This window comes from Riemerella columbina DSM 16469 (assembly GCF_000374405.1).
Classification (GTDB): domain Bacteria; phylum Bacteroidota; class Bacteroidia; order Flavobacteriales; family Weeksellaceae; genus Riemerella; species Riemerella columbina.
In genome coordinates, this window is the sequence record NZ_KB894282.1 from 1 (window position 1) to 18,943 (window position 18,943).

Sequence of the window (18,943 nt, forward strand, 5' to 3'; positions counted from 1 at the left end):
ACTAATATAAGCACTAATAGTGGAATAATAACAAAAAGAAAAAAATAAAACCTAAAACTAATTAACTATGAAAAATTTAACAAAAATCAACGAGAGAGTGGCAACAACGCTAATGGAAAATGTAAACGATAGACAAGTTTACTATCAATTTGAAACCGACCAAACGACACCAACCCCGCAAATGGTAAGTTTTACAACACAGTCGCAAGAGGGGAAAAACTTATCTGGAAACTACTCAAAAAACGGCGGTCTTAATCTTAACGGGCAAGGCGTAACGAGTGCAGAGGATTTACAAATTGTAAACGCCGTATTTACTACGATGTTAGATATTATCAACGCTAATTTTTCTACTAAAGCGGAAGAACAAAACCCGAGTGAAGATGAAAATAGTAATTAATAAACGCTTTGTTCCAAAGGGTTACTCTGGTATTTCATTATTTCCTTTTGTTGTATTAGCAAAAGCGGAGTATAAAGAAAACAAAGTATTGTTAAATCACGAGGCAATCCATATCCAGCAACAAAAAGAGTTGTTAGTATTGCCGTTTTTCATTTGGTACGGCTTAAATTATCTCTATAATTTGTTTAAGTACAAAAACCATAGAGAAGCGTATAGAAATATTGTTTTTGAACGGGAAGCGTACGGCAATCAAAGTGATTTAGAGTATTTAAAAAACCGCAAAAGATATGCTTTTAAAAAGTATTTAAAAAGGTTTTAAAACGCCGAGGGAGGATAGGCGATAAAAATTGTCCTCCAACAAATTAAAAAACTTCCTACGGTAATTTAATTTAGCACAAAGCCCACAGTTGGAGGACTAAAAAGTCTTCTGATTGTGGGTTTTGTATTTATTACCGTAGGAGCGACAAAAATAAACAAAAAAACAAAACTATGGAAATAAGAATTAAAACAAAATCATTGGGTAATTTGGTAATAAAGCCAATAAGCAAGGCTAAAGCCAAAGAGTTAATCATTAAAAACCACTACTCACACAAATGGAATAACGCGTCCTTCGGGCTTTATAATTTTGGAATATTCCAAGAGGGAGCGGAATTAGAAATACAATGCTTAGGCGTGACGGTGTATGGTTATATGAAGAATTTAAAAGCAAAGATATTTACACACCCAAACCCCAATGCTATAATGATAGAGCTAAACCGCATGTGGATAGATGATAGACTTGGAAAGAATGCAGAAAGTTTATTGATAGCCCATTCATTAAAAGCCATTCGGAAAATAAATAAAAATGTGGTAGCGGTGCAGTCGTTCGCAGACGGTCGTTTGGGGTGTGGGACGATATATAAAGCCTCTAATTTTAAGTATTTCGGGAAACATCAAACGGTATTCCTGAGAAACAAACGAACGGGCGAAATAACGCACCAGCAGAACCTCACAAACTCTACTTGTCGCTCTATTTATATTCGAGAGAATATAGCGTATTTATTAAACGATTTTGAGCATTTTAAGGTAGATACCTATCGCTACATTTATCCTTTTTGTAAGCACTTTAAGTTTAAAAAACCTCAGAAGCCCTATCCACCATATAATAAAGGCGAATACCCAATCAAGTGGGAAAGAGACCGAGAGAAGATAAAACAAAACCTAATCAAAATGATAGCAGAAATTTAAACACCGCTTAAACGGACATTAAATTTAGGATAAAAAACAGGCTCTAATGTAATCATCAGAGCCTTATTTTTTTTGGACATTTCGTTTGCAAAAATCCGATTTTTCGATTTGGCGATTATACTTATTAAGAGTTGCTACATTAATATCAAATCTTCCATCGGTAATTTGGATTTTTTCTGATGGATTATCCTTATTATAAAGGGATGCAGAAAAAGTTCCTGAAATAATAGGATATGAATTTTTAGTTATACTGATAGTACCTGAATTGGCAGAAGATATATATATATTATTATTATTAACAGCATATAGTTGTGCTTCTGAACTATTTGAATGCGGCTCAAAAGGTTGTCCATCCGATTGTCCTATATTGTAAGTAACTTTATTATCATCTAACTTACTGATATACATATGTACGAATCCATCGTTTTTATAGTTTTTAATATCTAATCTAAAGCTTCCATAAAGCCTTGAGATAAATAAACCATAAGCAGGAGGACCTCCGAAATTTTGTGTTCCATTTTTAGGAACTAATACCTTTCCATTCACTAAACACCCTGCGGTATTAGCTCCGTTCTGAGTAATAGGAGGCAGTTGATTTTGAGGATCTTCCGAGGTTCGTTCTTTACAAGTAGTAAGCAAGAGACCTACTAACAAGGCTGAAAATAAATGTTTCATAATTTTATTGATTTAAGGTTGTTACATTAATATCAAATCTTCCATCGGTAATTTGGATTTTTTCCGAGGGATTGTCTTCATTGTAAAGCGTTGCTGAAAAAGTTCCTGAAACTATCGGATAATCATATCTGGTAATGGTAATTAAACCCGAATGGTCTGACGAAAGGTATTTTTTATTATCTATTTCATAAAACATTTGAGAAAGCGTTTGGGATGTCCCTGTGCCATTACCATTCGATTGATTTATAGTGAAGTTTCCTGTTTTATTTTTACTCTGTACATATATGTATATACGTCTTTTTTCTTCAACATTATACAAATCTATATAATACCCAGGAGTATAATTACTTATGTCAATGGTTAATCCGTAAACAGTAGGAATTGCAGAAACTCCATTTTTAGGAACTAGTACCTTTCCGTTTACCAAACATCCTGCGGTATTAGCTCCGTTTTGGGTAATAGACGGAAGTTTTTCTTGAGCTTCCTCCGTTGTCCGGTCTTTACAAGTAGTAAATAATAGGCTTACTGACAAAACTGAAAATTTTAAAATTGTTTTCATATTTTAAACTATTATTTAGGTTGCATTGTAATATTAATATCAAACCTTCCATCAGTAATTTGGATTTTTTCTGTAGGATTATCTTCATTGTAAACTATTCCAGAAAAAGTTCCAGAACAAACATTCTTTGTAAGTTTAGTTATTGTTACTCTCCCTGAATTATCACCCGAAAGGTAAATGGCACCGCTAATATTATTATTTGTTTCTCTTACAAAAATGTAGGGATGATCTCCAATAGGGGCTATCTCGGCGTATCCGCGACCAATTGTGTATTCACCAACGCCATTTTTAAGATTATTCATATATAAATAAATCCAATATGATTTTCCTTTATCTTTTAAATTTGAAATTTTTAAGGATAAATAATCATCCCCTAATATAGGTGTATAAAAATTAGCACCTATATATCCTCCTAACCCTCTAACTTTATGTCCACTTATAGAGTTTATACCATCTTTGGGAACTAAAATGTAACCATTGATGACACACCCTGCGGTATTAGCTCCGTTTTGAGTAATAGGAGGAAGTTTTTCTTGAGCTTCCTCCATTGTTCGATCTTTACAAGTAGTAAGTAATAGGCTTACTGACAAAACTGAAAATTTTAAAATTGTTTTCATAATTTATATAGATTTAAGATTAGTCAAATTTTTTATCAAATCGTCCTTCTGTAATGTGAATTACATTACCCTTTTCATCTATAACATCAATCTCAAATGTCCCAGAGACTATATTTTTTGGAATATCTAAACGAGTTATTTTTATTTTACCTCTTGACTTATTAGGTTTTGAATAATATGTATTTCCGTTTACAGAATAAGACATTCCTATGCTATTATATTCATCAATAAATATAGGGATATCATATGTATGATTAATAATAAAATTCTCTTTATCTAATATAATATGTATTCTACTATTATCAGAAATGCTTCTTAAGTCAACTCGTATTCTAGTAGAGTTTTTATCACTCATTGCATATGTTCCTAATCCCCCTATTGGATTTATAAACTTCTTACTGGCGACCCATACTTTACCATCCACTAAGCAACCAGCAGTATTTGCACCCGTTTGAGTAGCCGCAGGTAATACATCTGGATCGGCATCTCTTTCTTTACAGCTTACTATAATTAAGCTAATCAATAAGATTAAAAATAATTTGGTTTTCATAATGTACATAGATTTAAAAAGTTAATAATTACTATACCCCCGTAAAGTTAATAAAAATTTTAATTCAAAAGCCATTTCATTAAAAAAAATTCCGTTCATAGCAATATTATGAACGGAATTGATAATTTATATTCAATCTATCATTTAGACTTTAAACCTCTCAAAAGCGGCTTTATCCAACATTTCTCTGTCATCTGGATGGGCAATTTCAATTAAAGCTTTGGCTCTTTGTCTTAAGTTTTTACCATAAAGATACGCCGTTCCATATTCTGTAATCACATAGTGGATATGCCCACGCGTAGTCACTACCCCTGCACCTTCTTTTAAGAATGGGACAATTCTCGGTACACCTTTTTTAGTTCTAGAAGATATAGCGATAATAGGCTTCCCATCTTCGCTAAGCGCAGCACCTCTCATAAAATCCATCTGTCCACCAATTCCACTAAACTGGTAAGTTCCAATAGAGTCCGCACAAATCTGACCTGTTAAATCCACTTCTATGGCAGAATTAATAGCCGTCATTTTTTTGTTTTTCATGATTTCGATAGGATAGTTTACCTTTTGTACATCTAGAAATGCAATGGAAGGATTATCATCTACAAAATCGTATAAGCGTTTGGTTCCAAAGCAGAAACTCGTAATCGTTCTATTTTCATGAACACCTTTAAACTTATTATTCACCACATCATTTTGGATTAAATCAATCACACCATCGCTGAGCATTTCGGTATGAATCCCTAAGTTTTTATGATTGTTAAGGCATTTCAATACTGCATCTGGAATCGTTCCAATCCCCATTTGCAGCGTAGTACCATCGTCTATCAATTGAGCCACATTATGACCTATCTGTCTCTCTACATCGGTCACTTTAGAGCCATAATCTATGGTTAGAAGTTCCTCTTCATGCCACACCATTTTATCAAATCTCTTGATATGAACCATCCCATTACCATGGGTTCTTGGCATTTTAGGATTGACAATAGCAATGATTTTTTTAGCCGTATCTACTGCTGCTCTAGCAATATCCACCGAAGTTCCCAAAGTACAATAGCCATGTACATCTGGTGGCGATACCGTAACGATAGCCGTATCTAATTCTAAAATTTTCTTTTTAAACAGCAAAGGAATTTCACTTAAAAATACTGGAACAAAATCACCCCTTCCCGTATTGACCGCCTCTCTTACTGGCGTAGACACAAATAAAGAATTGATATAAAAACTATCTTGGTACTGAGGTTTAGCAATTTCCATATTCCCTTGCTGGGTAATGGATACCACTTCTACATCTTTTAAACGATGCGATTGCCTTGCTAGTTCATCTATTAAATAATTGGGGGTACACGCACTACCATGTAGAAAAACACGCTCCCCGCTATTTATAATGGATATTGCCTCTTCGGCACTTACATAAGAATTCATATATTTTATAAATTATACTATTGATTATTATTGTTTTTTTTTATTTTTCTAGCCAACTGGTGACATAAGAAGGGTCTTCTATCTTTAAGGCTTCTTCGGTAATTTGTAAAGGTCTAAAAGGGTCTACCATCACCGCATATTCTTCGGTGAATTTTTTACCAATGCTTCGTTCCATCGCTCCAGGGTGTGGTCCATGCACAATACCGCCTGGGTGCAATGTAAAGTCCATTAAATCAATATGATTTCGGCTCATAAAATCGCCTTCGGTATAGAATAGCACCTCATCACTATCAATATTTGAATGGTTATACGGTGCAGGAATGGCTTTGGGATGATAGTCGTACATTCTCGCCACAAAAGAACACACCACAAAATTATGCGCCTCAAAATTTTGATGAATCGGTGGCGGTAGATGGATTCTTCCCGTAATAGGTTCAAAGTTTTTAATATTAAATTTATATGGGTAAAAATAACCGTCCCAACCGACCACATCAAACGGATGGGTGGCATAGATAAAATCTGTAATTTGATTTTCTTTTTTTACTTTAATGAGAAATTCACCCTTTTCATCTTTAGGCTCTACAAAAGTTGGCACCATGATATCTCGCTCACAAAACGGCGAATGTTCCAATAACTGTCCAAACTCGTTTCTATAGCGCTTAGGGGTATATATAGGGGAATGGCTTTCTAAGAAAAATAAGACATTCTCTTCTGTATCGAAATCTATTTGATAAATCGTTCCTCGGGGGATGACAAGATAATCACCAACTGAAAATTCTAAATTCCCTACAAAAGTTTTTAGTATTCCAGAGCCTTCGTGTACAAATAATAATTCGTCGCACCCTGCATTTTTATAAAAATAATCTTTGGTTGAAGATTTAGGCTTTGCCAAGCCCATTTTTAAATCGTTATTAAGCAAAAGTACCTTTCGGCTATCTAAATAATCACGCTCTGGCGTTACATTTTTGCCTTTAAACATTCTAGGCGTTACATTTTTCTGAACGGCAATTTTAGGCGTTACATCTTTCACTGTTCCTACCGATTTGATTTGTGTAGGACGATGGATATGATAAAGTAATGAAGCAATGCCATGAAACCCTTCGGTGCCAAACAATTGTTCATAGTAAAACGCATCGTTTTCGGATTTGAAAATGGTATGGCGCTTCGGTGGTATATTACCTAATTGTATATATCTCATAAGTTCAGAATTTTGATACCATCCAAAGTTACGGAATTTTTATCACAATTAAAAACCCTTTGCATAACTATTCCATGCGGTAAAGCCTCCAATTATTTCTTGCCAAATGCACCGAAATAAGCCGCCCCAAGCAAGGTTGTATTTTTGCTTTTCAGAAGGTAAATAGGCGTATTATTAAGTACATTCTGCATTTTATCACTCATCACAAAAGTGTCGTAGAATTTAGGCTGGTTCAGTAACGATTCCAACTGATTGGCAATACTTCCCGTAATAATAAGCCCACCCGTAGCTTTTAATTTTAAAACTAAATTGCTGGCTTCTCTGGCTAAAAATTCCACAAAAGTATTTATGGCAAGCTCACACGCTCTATTCTCTTTACTCAGTCCTTTCTCAACAATAATTTCGTGTCTTAAAGGTGTCTCGTTGATTTTATCCGTTAGTTCTTGAGGCACTTGCTGGCGTCTTACATCTCTAATAAATCTAAACAGATTAAACAAGCCTTCGTTGGACAATACGGTTTCCCAACTTACAATATTATAAATGGTTTTAAGGAACTGATATAAATCCAATTCATTAATCGCACGCGGCGAAAATTCGGAGTGTCCTCCTTCCGTAGCAAATGGTCTTAGACACTCGCCATCCCAAAATAGACCTGCTTCCCCAAGTCCTCTACCTGGCGCTAAAATCGCCACATTACCTTTTTCGCTATAATTGGTTTTAGATGGATTTTGAATCATCGAAATATCATCTTCTTTAACACTTGCCAACCCGTAAGCCGTCGCTTTTAAATCATTAATAAGATAAACACTATCTACCTGAGTTTTTTCTTTAATGGTATCCGCCGTCAAGTCAAATGGTAAATTATCCGTTGTGCAATGGTTATTCATCACTGGACCTGGCACAGCCACTACAAGCGCATTAGGTTTTTCTAATTGTGTATCTTGTAAAAACTGAATATATATATCGCTATAATTTTGATAATCTTGGGTAGGATATTCTTTTAAATCACCAAGGCTCAGTTCGCCTTGTTCTACTTTACAAAATGCGATTCTTGTTTTATTTTGCTTAACATTGGCAACGACAAGCGTCATATTCTGATTTTCGGTATTTTGTTTACCCGGAAAATATAAAGGAAATTGATTTTGGAACGGCATATCTACATTTATTTAAAGTGAGGTTTCAAATATAGCAGATTATTTTGTTTTATAAAAATAAAAAATCCATTCTTTTTAAAGAAAGGATTTTTATCAGTTATTTTGTAAGTGCTTGTTTATTCCAATCGGTTTTGAATTTGCAATCTTTATAGCGATTGTCTATTGAAATAAAGGTATCTGGCAACCTTTGGTCTATCCATTTTTCCACGACTTCCCCTCTTTTTTTGTTAAGGGCATATTCTTTTATTCTTTCATAGTCGGTTGATAAATCTAAGGTATGGCTTGGAATTTCCTTAATGACTTTAAGTAAACTCACGCGCTTTTTGTCTTTATCCAAATCATCTTCAAAAGCCTCAGTCATATCCCCTTCGTTTAGTCCTACAATTTGGTAACTGTAAGTAGGTGGCAAATTTATTTTTTCCAATTTATCCGAACCAGCAGCATTGGCGATCATCCCAGCATTGAATTTCGTTGCTTTGTCATCAGAATATTTAAACGCTGCTTCCTTAAAGGTTAATTTTCCATCTAAAATTTGCTGTCTTATTTTATTCAATTCTTTTTTGGCATTTGCCATTTCCTCAGCATTAGGTTCAGCTTTTAGTAAGATATGTCTCGCATCGTAGTTTTTACCTCTTTTTTTAATCAATTGGATAATGTGGTAACCAAACTCAGACTCAATAGGCTTAGAGATTTCACCTTCTTGTAAATTGAGTGCTGCAGCTTCAAAAGGTTTTACCATCGCTCCTTTAGCAATATTTTCATAGAGTCCACCTTTAGCCGCAGAACCTGGGTCTTCAGAGTAGATTCTTGCCATTTGCTCAAAACTCTCACCATTCTCAATATCTTTTTTAATTTTATTGAGCTTGTCGATTATTTCTTGCTTGTGTGCCTTAGTCAACTCTGGGCGAATTGTAATTTTCGCTAAAGTAACCTCATCTTTTACCATCGGCAACTGGGATTTGTATACATTATAAAAATCCGTTACTTCATTTGGTGTGATGTTGATTCCTTGCGTTACTCTAGCGTATTTCTGCTGTCCGTAATATTGGTCAGAATCAATTTGCTCAATTGCCGACTTCATTTCATAAGAGTTTCGGAATTTGTACGCTTCTAACAAGGCTTTTTCCGAAGGGAATTGAGATAATAATTCGTTATATTTGGCATCCGCTTGCTTTTTAATAGCTTCGGATTGGTTTTCTATTAAAGTATCTTTTTTGGCTTCGTAAATCAATAATTTGTTATTCAACATATTCTCTAGAAACTCACAACGGTCTACGGACTTAGCGCCTTGTTGTTTTGCATAGTTTTCTTGCTGTTCGATATCCGACTCTAGGACAATTTCATTCCCTACTACGGCGGCTATCCCATCTACCAATTCACCTGGTTTCAATTGTGCCTTCATGTTGGAACTCAACAAGAACAACATGATTGTACATAAAATACTAATTCTATAAGTTTGATTCATCATCTATTATTTTTTACTTAGAGTGCAAAAATAGGATTTAATATGGATTTTGCTTTAAAATTTATTATAATTATTTCTTAAAATTTCAGTATGCTACTAAAGTTCTACCTCAAAGGATGTCAGTTTTTTAAACTCATTAATTCGGGCTCTTAGCTTTTCTTCGTCCACTTCAATCAATCGTTCTGTACCAAATTTTTCTACGGTAAAAGATGCCATTGCAGAACCTACAATCAATGCCATTTTCATATTTTCAAAACTGAAATTCTGGGTTTTAGACAAATATCCTGCAAAACCACCTGCAAAAGTATCGCCCGCACCAGTTGGGTCAAATACTTCCTCTAAAGGCAAGGCTGGAATGGCAAAAACCTGATGCTCATTAAACAACAAAGCGCCGTGTTCCCCTTTTTTGATAATCACAAAATGTGGCCCTAGCTCCTGAATTTTCTGTGCCGCTTTTACTAGCGAATATTCCCCAGAAAGTATTCGGGCTTCTTCATCATTAATACAAATAATATCCGTTTGTGCTATAATCTCTAAAAGAGCGTCCCAAGTATGAGTCATCCAGAAATTCATAGTATCCAAAATCACCACTTTTGGTCTTTGGTTCATTTGTTTTAAAACCGACATTTGGACTTTAGGATGTAAATTTCCTAGCAATAACATCTCTGCATTTTTTGCAATATTTGGAACTTTAGGGTCAAAATTTTCCAAAACATTCAGTTCAGTAGTAATGGTATCTCGGGCGTTTAAATCATTATGATACTTTCCAGACCAAAAGAAAGTTTTCCCCTCTTCTATCACCTCTACCCCATCAATATTGATGTTTCTGTCCGTCATCATTTTTAGTCCATCTTTAGGAAAATCGCCCCCGACTACAGAGACTAGGCAAACGCTAGAATCCAATACCGATGCCGAAAGCCCGATGTAAGTGGCTGCCCCACCAAGGGTTTTATCTGTCTTCCCAAACGGGGTTTCTATAGCATCAAAAGCAATGGTTCCTACGGCTAAAAGTTTCATATTAATCTATTATGTTAGTTTTTGTTAGTTCTATTTCTGCCATTTAAAAGTTTCTATTAAATGCAGTATATCTTGTTTTATATAATCTATGGCAGGCGCCAAAGAATCTGGCTTAGGTCGTGTATTAAAATAAAGATTTCCCGTTACAAAATGATGGGTGCTATCGGTAATATAAAACTGAATATTAGAGGCCGTTTCTCCTTTTAATTCATAAAAATTACCAAAGACCTGATGTTCGGGATAGCTAAACGATTTGGTTTCTATAGCCGATGCTTTTATGGTGTGCTCGTAGACCATCTTTTCGGCTTCTTTTATATGCAAATTAAAATCGTTTTTTATAGGGAAGTAAGTGATAAAAACATTAGCTTTCATCTTTGGGTAGCTTAGATTATACCAGCATGGGGTTTGCTTGGCACCAGAAATTGTTGCAAAATCGGAATACTCAAAACCATATCCGCAAGGGCTTTTAAAATCTTGATATTGAGCCTGCGGATATTCCAATCTAAGTTCACCTTTTGGTTTGGGAACAGTCTCCTGCTGACACCCTGCCAACACTGCTAAACCAAAGCCATACACTACTATCTTCTTATACACTTTGCAAATATAATATTTTTAGTGATAAGAGTACTATATCCTTCTTTAGATTTTAAAATTTTACTATGCGAAATAGCATCTATTTTTCTTTATTGGTATCAATGCTGATACAATCCAATTATAAGGGGTACTTTGAAAGGTGATTTAGTGCCTCAAACCAAATTTCAATGCTGATACAATCCAATTATAAGAATCAGCTGCCTCCTCAGTTTTAAGTGTAAGTTTAATTTCAATGCTGATACAATCCAATTATAAGCTGGAATTACGAAACTACTGCTTATAACTTTTGAAATTTCAATGCTGATACAATCCAATTATAAGTATTTTTAAATTATTTTAAATTATTTTGTAACTGCTATTTCAATGCTGATACAATCCAATTATAAGTAGAAAGAACCCAAAGATTTAGGGAGCAGAACTCATTTCAATGCTGATACAATCCAATTATAAGTATTTTTAAATTATTTTAAATTATTTTGTAACTGCTATTTCAATGCTGATACAATCCAATTATAAGATGGTGTGTATTTAGGTGAGAATCTTTTTTTAAGAAGATTTCAATGCTGATACAATCCAATTATAAGTGGGGGTATTTTCAAAGAAAAGAACCTAAATTTTCATATTTCAATGCTGATACAATCCAATTATAAGGAAAGGGAACAACCAACTGACAAGCGATAAATTACATATTTCAATGCTGATACAATCCAATTATAAGAATCAATAACTTAATCCTGATGCTACTGTAACCTCCATTTCAATGCTGATACAATCCAATTATAAGACATTAGACCACTATGGTTAATGTTATAGCCTTACCATTTCAATGCTGATACAATCCAATTATAAGTAAATTTAAACGAAAAGCAGAAGGTTATACCCGCCGATTTCAATGCTGATACAATCCAATTATAAGTTTTTTGTTATCCTGTATATATATATATATGTATGTAATTTCAATGCTGATACAATCCAATTATAAGACTTTTTACACATCTCTCCACTTGCTTCAATCGCTTATTTCAATGCTGATACAATCCAATTATAAGTTTTAAATTTTTTTTAAATTTTTTGCTTTCTAAAAATTATTTCAATGCTGATACAATCCAATTATAAGCCGTTATCCCAAAAATAACAACTCTTTGATTTTCAATAGTAAAATCACAGCAAATATACGACTTTTTTGGTAAAATTGTCGTCTACCCTCAATGATATGATTACCCCCTAGGATAGACGACAATATAATTATCTATATTTCAACCTATTATAAATTTTATTTTTTCAGTATGTCAAAGAACGCTTCTATTTTGGGTAGTTCGACGACTACAAAAAGTTATCCAAATCATTTTTTTCCTTACCTACCACTTGCTTATCCAACCATTTTTCATCGCGTGATTTGAAAATGATTAGACTGTCTTCCTCCTCATCCATGATTTGTTTGGCTTTGGCAATTAATTCTTTAAGTTTCACCTCGCTAATCGCTCCCTCGAAAACACTATTTTGTATCCAATTGAGGTATTGTCTGCACAATTTGAGCATCTTAGCAACGCGTTTTTCTCCTATATCATAAACCAAAATACAGTACACTTTCCAAAATTTTATGTAAATATACAACTTTTATTCTTTTTTTACCACCGCGCCTTAAAGGCTTGATATTCCTCAATTCCCATGATTTGCTTTACGATTTTATAGCACTCCAATTTTATCAGATGCTTGTAACTAACACTTTTATTAAGCGTACGGTGTTTAATGGTTTCATTTAGTTTTTCTTCCCAAGAGCGCAATACTTTCTTACACCCCGATTCCTTTAACAAACAACTATTGAGGTGTCTATCGAAATCAGAAGTCTGAATTTGCTTTTTATTCATCAAAGAGAAAATCAAACGATCGACCAAAATAGGCTTAAAAATTTCCGCTAAATCCAACGCCAACGAGTACCGACGAAATCCTGGCTCGTGCAAAAAACTAATCGTAGGGTTCAACTGTGTATGGTACAATTGATCCAAACAAGTGGTATAGCACATCATATTGAGAAACGAAATCAGAGCATTCACTTCATTATTAGGTGGTTGCTTCACTCGGTTATTCATCTCAAAATCATTGATAATTTCCCCAAAACATTCGTAATAAGTCATTCGAATATTCCCTTCAATCCCCATCAACTCATCAACCTCTTGGGTTTTCGGTATTTGCTCGATATATTGTTCAATAGCGTCTATTTGGGTAGCAACTTGCTTCTCTCTTTTGGCATAATATTTCAGATTTCGAAGCATATTATACGCTCCTCCCGACACAAATTTTTGAGCCAAATCCATTCGTTTTTGTTGGTTTGAATAATGCTTCACTTGCTGTACGACCACCTTCCCGCTCAACAAATAATCTTTGGGCATAAAACTCCCCGTATAATGCTCATAATAATCGAAAAAGTGTACTGGAATTTGATTTTTACCCAAAAAATTATACATCGCTGAGTTGGCATCTAACGCACCAAAACAATATAAATTTTTCACTCCCTCAACAGGAATATATTTGGCTTGACCTTCCTTACCCTCTTTATCTACAGGTATGAATTTCAATGTATTGTCCTTTCGTGAAAGGCGACCGGGATTGAATAAATAGTAACTTTTTTTCATAGGTTTACGAAATTATTTAGTAAAGAAAACCAAAAAGCCAAAGCGGAATTTTATGAGCAAATCCGACCTCGATACCATCCATCGCAATAAAAGCATTGGAAATGCCCGCAATTTGCTTATTCGTCTTATTTTTTCCTCCAACTTCAAATGTATACTGACCATCCACCACAAAATCCCCTTTAGAGACTAAATTCAAAGTGTGATTTGCATTGCTCAATTGATTCAAAAAAAAGGTCTCTCGGATACTTCCCATATCAGCATTTGCCGTCATCGTGTGGGCTAAAGAGGTGTTTTCAAAATAAATCTTATCGGGTTTTTGCAATCGGCTCATTCCTTTACCCGTTCGGCTCATATTCCTAACCAATAAAGCATCTCCCAACTCATAAATATAATCATACACTTTATTTCTACTGATATTCAATCGATTGGCAATTTTTGTAATATTTGGTTCAAAAGGTGGCGATTCAGCAATGATGCCCAATAGTTTTTTCAATTTATTGATATTTGCCGCACTATAATCCATAGAATTCATCAAATCTACTTCTAAAATAGTATTAACCACTTGAATGATTCTTTGATTAACCAAAGGGTCATCCTCATTTTTCACAAAAGGGAAATAACCATTCTTTAGATAAATCTGAAAATGAGGTAAAATCTTAATTTTCCCAACAATTTCTGAACTTATTTCGATATGATGAGTGATGATATCCTCCAACGAATAGGCTTCAAAAGTCTGACCATATCTAAAATTCAGAAACTCTCGGAACGACATTCCATTCAAATTTTGAACGATAAGCCTTCTACTCAAATCCGATTCTCCTCGAAACAAATTCAAGGCGGAAGAACTGGTAAACAAAACCTGAAAATCAGGAAATCCGTCGTAGATAAGTTTCAATTCTCTCGACCAATTTTCGTACTTATGAACCTCATCAATAATCAATAGTTTTCCACCCGACTGATACCACAACTGCGCCGTATCAAACAACGAATGGGTATAGAAATAAGGATGATCGGCAGAAACATATAGTCCTTGTTTTTTATTCTCGTATTGATATTTCAGATATTGTAAAAGCAAAGTGGTTTTCCCAACCCCACCCAGTCCCTTAATCCCCAACAGACGCTCGTTTGCATACAATTTGGGCAACAAATAGCGCGTAAAATTTTGATTCACCTGAGCCAAAACATAGGTCTGAAATTGAAATAATTCTTCCATAATGATGTTTTTTACCTCGCTAAGATACAAAATTGTTTTGTGCCAACAACATAATACAAACTAAATTGTTGCATAAATACAACAAAAACAACCTAAAATTGTTTTCTAAGAACAACAAAACTACTTTCTACTCTTCTCCCGAGTAACAAAAATCACCATAACTACAACTTTTACAAATACGAGATTGCAATGTCGGTGGGCAATTTTCATCCTGAATTGTTTTCTGAATTTCGGGAATAAGTTTCGTTAATAATGTTCGTTCGGTATCGGACAAAAACACTTCTGTTGTAAGGCGAAGTTTGGGATATTCTATCTTGCCCGTTACCCCTTCAATACCATTGAGTTCAAAGAGCCAAATATAAAATTTGAGTTGCCATTCGTGGGCTTCCTCTACCTTGTTACCTCGTTTGGTTTCGTGTATGATTTTCTCTTTTCGGTCGTAAAAATCCACTTTTCCGTATAAAGCAACGGCATTCCATTGGGTTGATAATTCCACCTCGCTATATTTCTCTGCCCGTTGCGGATAAGAAATCTCGTGCAACAATTTTCCATCATACACCATATCTGAGGAATGCTCCATCGTAATGCCATTGGCGTGAAGCCAACATTCACGAGGACAAACAATATATAGATTGACCAAAGTAGCATTGATATTCCTCTTCATCAGATAAATAAGTTATCAATCGCGTCGAACTCCCATTCCTTTAGCCCTAAAGTTTCATCGTAAATTTTCTTCCAATCTGATAGATAACAAAATCCATACACACTCTTTTCCATATCCATAAATTCTTTCAGACGAATTTTATTTTTCTTGGAATTAAACATTGAAAACACAAATTTTGATAGAATTCCCTGCATTTTTTTCAAATGAATTACTCTTTGCTGATAAGATTGTGGATACTGAATCATCTCTAAATAAAAATCAAATACTTGCTTACCACAGATTTTCTGTTCATCATCTGGATAAATACCCGCTTCTGCCAAATAATCTAAATCCGAAGGTGTAAAAATTGACTCGTACTGACCTACCAAATCAATCTCTACGCAAATCGGCACCCGAATTGGCACGAAACAACTCAAACTTTCTTGGTCTATTAGTTGGAATTCTTCGTGAACTGTCGAAAATTTCAACTTTCGGATGGCTTCAATATATTCCGCTATTCCAATAAATTCGATCCGTTTTTCCAATGTATTTTTATGGTCTAAAACTATTTGATAAAATTTATCAAAATCTTTAGTGTTCAAAATCATCTCCTTTTCTTCAGAAGACAATTGTTTTTCAGGAAATTGATAGCGCCAATCTTGACTATAAATGCTCCCTGCATTGTTGTAATTAAATAAAAATAATTGACAATGGCTCTTCTTAACATTTCGATTGATTCTTCCTGCCAATTGCTCATCACTATCCAATAGTGAGGTGTCTTTGAATCCCAAATCCATATCAATATCTACGCCTGCCTCTACCACTTGGGTTGTAATTAGCAAGATTTTTTTCGTACGATTTTCTTTCCTTTTGATAAAATTGATGATTTCTCTTCTACGATGGTGCAAAATGGTTCCCGATAACACAAAAACTTCGTCAAAAAAAGAAGCACTGATTTCGTCTATTTTTTTCTCAAAAAGTGTTGTTGAACTTTTGATGATAAATTCTACAATAGTAAACACACTCCCTTTGGGCTTACTTTCTCCATAGTCTTGTTCGGCATATTCCTTTGATTTTTCCAAAACTATAGAAGCCAATTCTTTAAGTGTTATCTTATGTTGCACTAAAGAAAAATCAACTTTTACTCTATCTGAGAAATTAGGGTTTTGAAAATATTCTGTTTTTGAATTGGGCAACAAAGAAATAATATCACTTTTAGCATCACCAATCGTGAGCATTCCTATTTTGGGCAGCGTTGCGGACATCAAAATAAATCGGATATTGTATAACTTAGCATACTGATTAAGAAGGTACATTACCTTATCCCAATGAATAGGATTATAACTTTGTAATTCATCAATAATGACAATCGAATTTGCTAATCGGTGTAGTAAATAATTCGTTTCCTTTCGGTTAGATTTTAATACATCAAAAAATCGGATATGAGATAATAAGCAGATCGGATAATTGACAAACAGTTTATCAACCAAATTTCTTTTATCCGCTCCATATTGGTCATCTTCACTTATCTCATTTGCAAATGAAGTTTTAGAATGTAGAGCAACTATCTCTTTTTCATTTAATTGCAGATTAGTTTTAATACTCTCAAAAGTTTGGTCGATAAGGGTTGTGAATGGAAAAACATAATAGACCTTATTGATTTTTGAATCGTATCTCAGCAATTCCAAAGCCAACAACATTGAGATATTGGTCTTTCCTCCACCGGTGGGAGCTTCTAAATAAAAAATGGGAGCGTTTTTATTTTTCCGAAGGGTTCGTATCGCCTCTGCCGCCATTTGTTGGCGTAGTAGGTTCAGATTTTCATTTGATTTTTCAGTAGGCTTTTCAAGGCTCAAAGTATTTAGCTCCTCAAAGGTTTTCTTATTAAAATTAACCTTTTGATTATCCTCATCCAAAAAGTCATCGGTTTGAATTTTAGAATATAATTCCTCTATTCTATGATTGTCAAAAGTCCCTAAATCTGTCACTTCCACTCCATTGATATAATCGTAAGTCGCTAAATAATCCGATGCTGTAAGCAGAGAATAATTTAGGCGTAAAAGTTGATACAAAGCAACCGATTCTTTATAAGGACCAAAAGCATTCCCTTTCCCTAAATAAAATTCCAATCTCTCTCGGGTTATTAAATCGACCGATTTCGAATTTTTAAATGGAATTGAAAATTGATTTAAATACCTTTTAAAGACCTCCACTCTTTTGGATTCTTCTAAAATATAATCCCAAAAGTTATCTAAAAGAGCATAACTATGATGCCTATATATTCCATACGAAAACAAAAATGCCAATCCGAGCAAACAACTCCTCTCTTTATGCCCCGAGAAGCGATGCATAATCTCGTCGGTGGTATAAGATAAAAAAAGAAAACTACTCAAAGTAGAGTGCCTCGATTCAATACCATTTTCCTGATTTTCTTTTCCTTGAAAATGAGGATTTTTCATCTTCACAACTTGGAAATTCTCATTGACTTTTCCATGGTCGTGATAAGCAATACTTTTTATAAAAATTTCTTTTGTTATATTGACCAACTCTGGCGAAACCTCAAACTGTACCTCTAAAAAATATTCTTCTATTAGCCGATTGATAACCTCATCCAAATGATGATTATCAACCAATTTCTGAGTGTATCCCAATACCCTATCGAGATGTTCTGCCAATGTTTCTGGAGCAACATTTCTATCGTTAGGTGGTGTGTGTGCATAGTAAGTGGATGCATTTAGAAGTGCCATCTCCACCCCATCACTTCCCAAATGATGTTTTATAATCTGTTCTACACTCTTATAACAACTGCACATAGGTTTCATTCTCTACTAACTGATACACATCTGGCATCTTATTAGCATTATGGATTTGGTAATTAGTAAAAACCAATTCGTCTAAATGATATTGCATCAAATCGAGATTGAATCCCGTAGGTAATCGCTCAAAATACATAAAAGCGTCCTCCACATTCTCCATATCCAAATCAAAAAAATCCCAACCTCCGGAAGATGCTTCGCTGTGGTCCTTCACTACTTGATTTTTCTTAAAAAGACTTGCAAAAGAAGCATTCTTCTCAGGAGCTCCTTCCCTATATTGCCACTCTTTGAAATTACTCCACCAAGCGGTAAATTCATTTTTGCCAAGATAAGGAATATATTCCGATTGTCCTATTTGCAAGCGTTCTAAAAGCGTTTTTTGCTCAGGTTTCTGTTCATCCAACAAAATAAAGATACGATATTTTGGAGCAATCAAAGTAAGTTCTTCTGTAAGAAAATTCGTTCCTTTATTGGCATATCCCACCGTATTAGTATATTTAATAGGCGTTTTAGAAAAACTGCCTTTTTGGTGTTCTAATGGAGCAATTCCTACTTTTATATCCGATAATTTTTCGTAATATTCTGGTAATATTCCCTTTTCTTCATAGCCTCTAAGTCCAAGAATAGCCCCCAAAATCCCGAGAATAGCGGGCTTATGTATCATATTATACGATACATTAAGCGTATTATTGGTTTCGGGCTTTCTAAAAAACGCAAAATCACTTTGTATATCAAATGAAACTAACTTCATCATAAGAAAGGATTT

19 protein-coding genes and 1 CRISPR repeat array are annotated in these 18,943 nt (G+C 34.4%); of the genes, 3 read left to right on the forward strand and 16 right to left on the reverse strand.

The window, feature by feature from the left end; all coding sequences use genetic code 11:
- The first annotated feature begins 67 nt into the window (after nt 1–67).
- From C237_RS0111595 to C237_RS0111605, 3 genes are all read left to right on the forward strand, one after another.
- Nucleotides 68–397 (forward strand): hypothetical protein, encoded by a 330-nt coding sequence (locus C237_RS0111595; RefSeq protein WP_018676629.1) that lies wholly within the window; start codon nt 68–70, stop codon nt 395–397.
- Nucleotides 381–716 (forward strand): hypothetical protein, encoded by a 336-nt coding sequence (locus tag C237_RS0111600; RefSeq protein ID WP_018676630.1) that lies wholly within the window; start codon nt 381–383, stop codon nt 714–716. Before C237_RS0111595 ends, C237_RS0111600 begins: the two co-directional genes overlap by 17 nt.
- 170 nt (nt 717–886) lie before the next feature.
- A complete protein-coding gene (locus tag C237_RS0111605) occupies nt 887–1,624 on the forward strand; it encodes a Mom family adenine methylcarbamoylation protein (RefSeq protein ID WP_018676631.1) in 738 nt (245 codons plus the stop codon).
- A gap of 63 nt (nt 1,625–1,687) precedes the next feature.
- Here C237_RS0111605 and C237_RS13505 read toward each other — a convergent pair whose 3' ends face one another.
- From C237_RS13505 to cas5b, 16 genes are all read right to left on the reverse strand, one after another.
- Nucleotides 1,688–2,299 carry a Riean_0653 family protein gene (locus C237_RS13505; protein ID WP_018676632.1) on the reverse strand — a complete coding sequence of 204 codons (612 nt, stop codon included), beginning with the start codon at nt 2,297–2,299 and terminating at the stop codon, nt 1,688–1,690.
- A gap of 4 nt (nt 2,300–2,303) precedes the next feature.
- The gene (locus tag C237_RS0111620) at nt 2,304–2,858 is read right to left on the reverse strand and encodes a Riean_0653 family protein (RefSeq protein ID WP_018676633.1); all 555 of its coding nucleotides are present in this window, start codon (nt 2,856–2,858) and stop codon (nt 2,304–2,306) included.
- Between the two features lie 11 nt (nt 2,859–2,869).
- The gene (locus C237_RS0111625) at nt 2,870–3,475 is read right to left on the reverse strand and encodes a Riean_0653 family protein (RefSeq protein ID WP_018676634.1); all 606 of its coding nucleotides are present in this window, start codon (nt 3,473–3,475) and stop codon (nt 2,870–2,872) included.
- A 19-nt stretch (nt 3,476–3,494) separates the two neighbouring features.
- On the reverse strand, nt 3,495–4,025 hold the full coding sequence (locus tag C237_RS0111630) for a Riean_0653 family protein (protein ID WP_156809757.1): 531 nt from the start codon (nt 4,023–4,025) through the stop codon (nt 3,495–3,497).
- A 144-nt stretch (nt 4,026–4,169) separates the two neighbouring features.
- Complete coding sequence (locus C237_RS0111635) at nt 4,170–5,444, reverse strand: acetyl-CoA hydrolase/transferase family protein (RefSeq protein ID WP_018676636.1); 1,275 nt, start codon at nt 5,442–5,444, stop codon at nt 4,170–4,172.
- 40 nt (nt 5,445–5,484) lie between these two features.
- Nucleotides 5,485–6,642, reverse strand: coding sequence for a homogentisate 1,2-dioxygenase (locus C237_RS0111640; RefSeq protein WP_018676637.1), 1,158 nt, complete (start codon nt 6,640–6,642; stop codon nt 5,485–5,487).
- Between the two features lie 92 nt (nt 6,643–6,734).
- Nucleotides 6,735–7,796, reverse strand: a complete 1,062-nt coding sequence (locus C237_RS0111645; RefSeq protein WP_018676638.1) for a glucokinase — start codon at nt 7,794–7,796, stop codon at nt 6,735–6,737.
- A gap of 97 nt (nt 7,797–7,893) precedes the next feature.
- Nucleotides 7,894–9,261: a peptidylprolyl isomerase gene (locus C237_RS0111650; RefSeq protein WP_026315669.1), complete on the reverse strand. Its 1,368-nt coding sequence runs from the start codon at nt 9,259–9,261 to the stop codon at nt 7,894–7,896.
- Nucleotides 9,262–9,357: 96 nt separating this feature from the next.
- Nucleotides 9,358–10,278, reverse strand: coding sequence for a PfkB family carbohydrate kinase (locus C237_RS0111655; protein ID WP_018676640.1), 921 nt, complete (start codon nt 10,276–10,278; stop codon nt 9,358–9,360).
- Between the two features lie 30 nt (nt 10,279–10,308).
- Nucleotides 10,309–10,872 (reverse strand): gliding motility lipoprotein GldD, encoded by a 564-nt coding sequence (gldD, locus tag C237_RS0111660; protein WP_026315670.1) that lies wholly within the window; start codon nt 10,870–10,872, stop codon nt 10,309–10,311.
- Between the two features lie 95 nt (nt 10,873–10,967).
- Nucleotides 10,968–11,989: a CRISPR direct-repeat array (repeat unit 30 nt; unit sequence ATTTCAATGCTGATACAATCCAATTATAAG).
- A gap of 206 nt (nt 11,990–12,195) precedes the next feature.
- A complete protein-coding gene (gene cas2, locus C237_RS0111665) occupies nt 12,196–12,459 on the reverse strand; it encodes a CRISPR-associated endonuclease Cas2 (RefSeq protein WP_026315671.1) in 264 nt (87 codons plus the stop codon).
- Nucleotides 12,460–12,500: 41 nt separating this feature from the next.
- On the reverse strand, nt 12,501–13,505 hold the full coding sequence (gene cas1b / locus C237_RS0111670; RefSeq protein ID WP_018676643.1) for a type I-B CRISPR-associated endonuclease Cas1b: 1,005 nt from the start codon (nt 13,503–13,505) through the stop codon (nt 12,501–12,503).
- Nucleotides 13,506–13,521: 16 nt separating this feature from the next.
- On the reverse strand, nt 13,522–14,718 hold the full coding sequence (locus C237_RS0111675; protein WP_018676644.1) for an ATP-binding protein: 1,197 nt from the start codon (nt 14,716–14,718) through the stop codon (nt 13,522–13,524).
- Nucleotides 14,719–14,845: 127 nt separating this feature from the next.
- Nucleotides 14,846–15,382 carry a CRISPR-associated protein Cas4 gene (gene cas4 / locus C237_RS0111680; protein WP_018676645.1) on the reverse strand — a complete coding sequence of 179 codons (537 nt, stop codon included), beginning with the start codon at nt 15,380–15,382 and terminating at the stop codon, nt 14,846–14,848.
- Complete coding sequence (locus tag C237_RS0111685; RefSeq protein WP_018676646.1) at nt 15,382–18,183, reverse strand: CRISPR-associated helicase/endonuclease Cas3; 2,802 nt, start codon at nt 18,181–18,183, stop codon at nt 15,382–15,384. The genes cas4 and C237_RS0111685 overlap by 1 nt, the downstream gene beginning before the upstream one ends.
- Nucleotides 18,158–18,931: a type I-B CRISPR-associated protein Cas5b gene (cas5b, locus tag C237_RS0111690; RefSeq protein WP_018676647.1), complete on the reverse strand. Its 774-nt coding sequence runs from the start codon at nt 18,929–18,931 to the stop codon at nt 18,158–18,160. Before cas5b ends, C237_RS0111685 begins: the two co-directional genes overlap by 26 nt.
- Nucleotides 18,932–18,943: the final 12 nt, after the last annotated feature.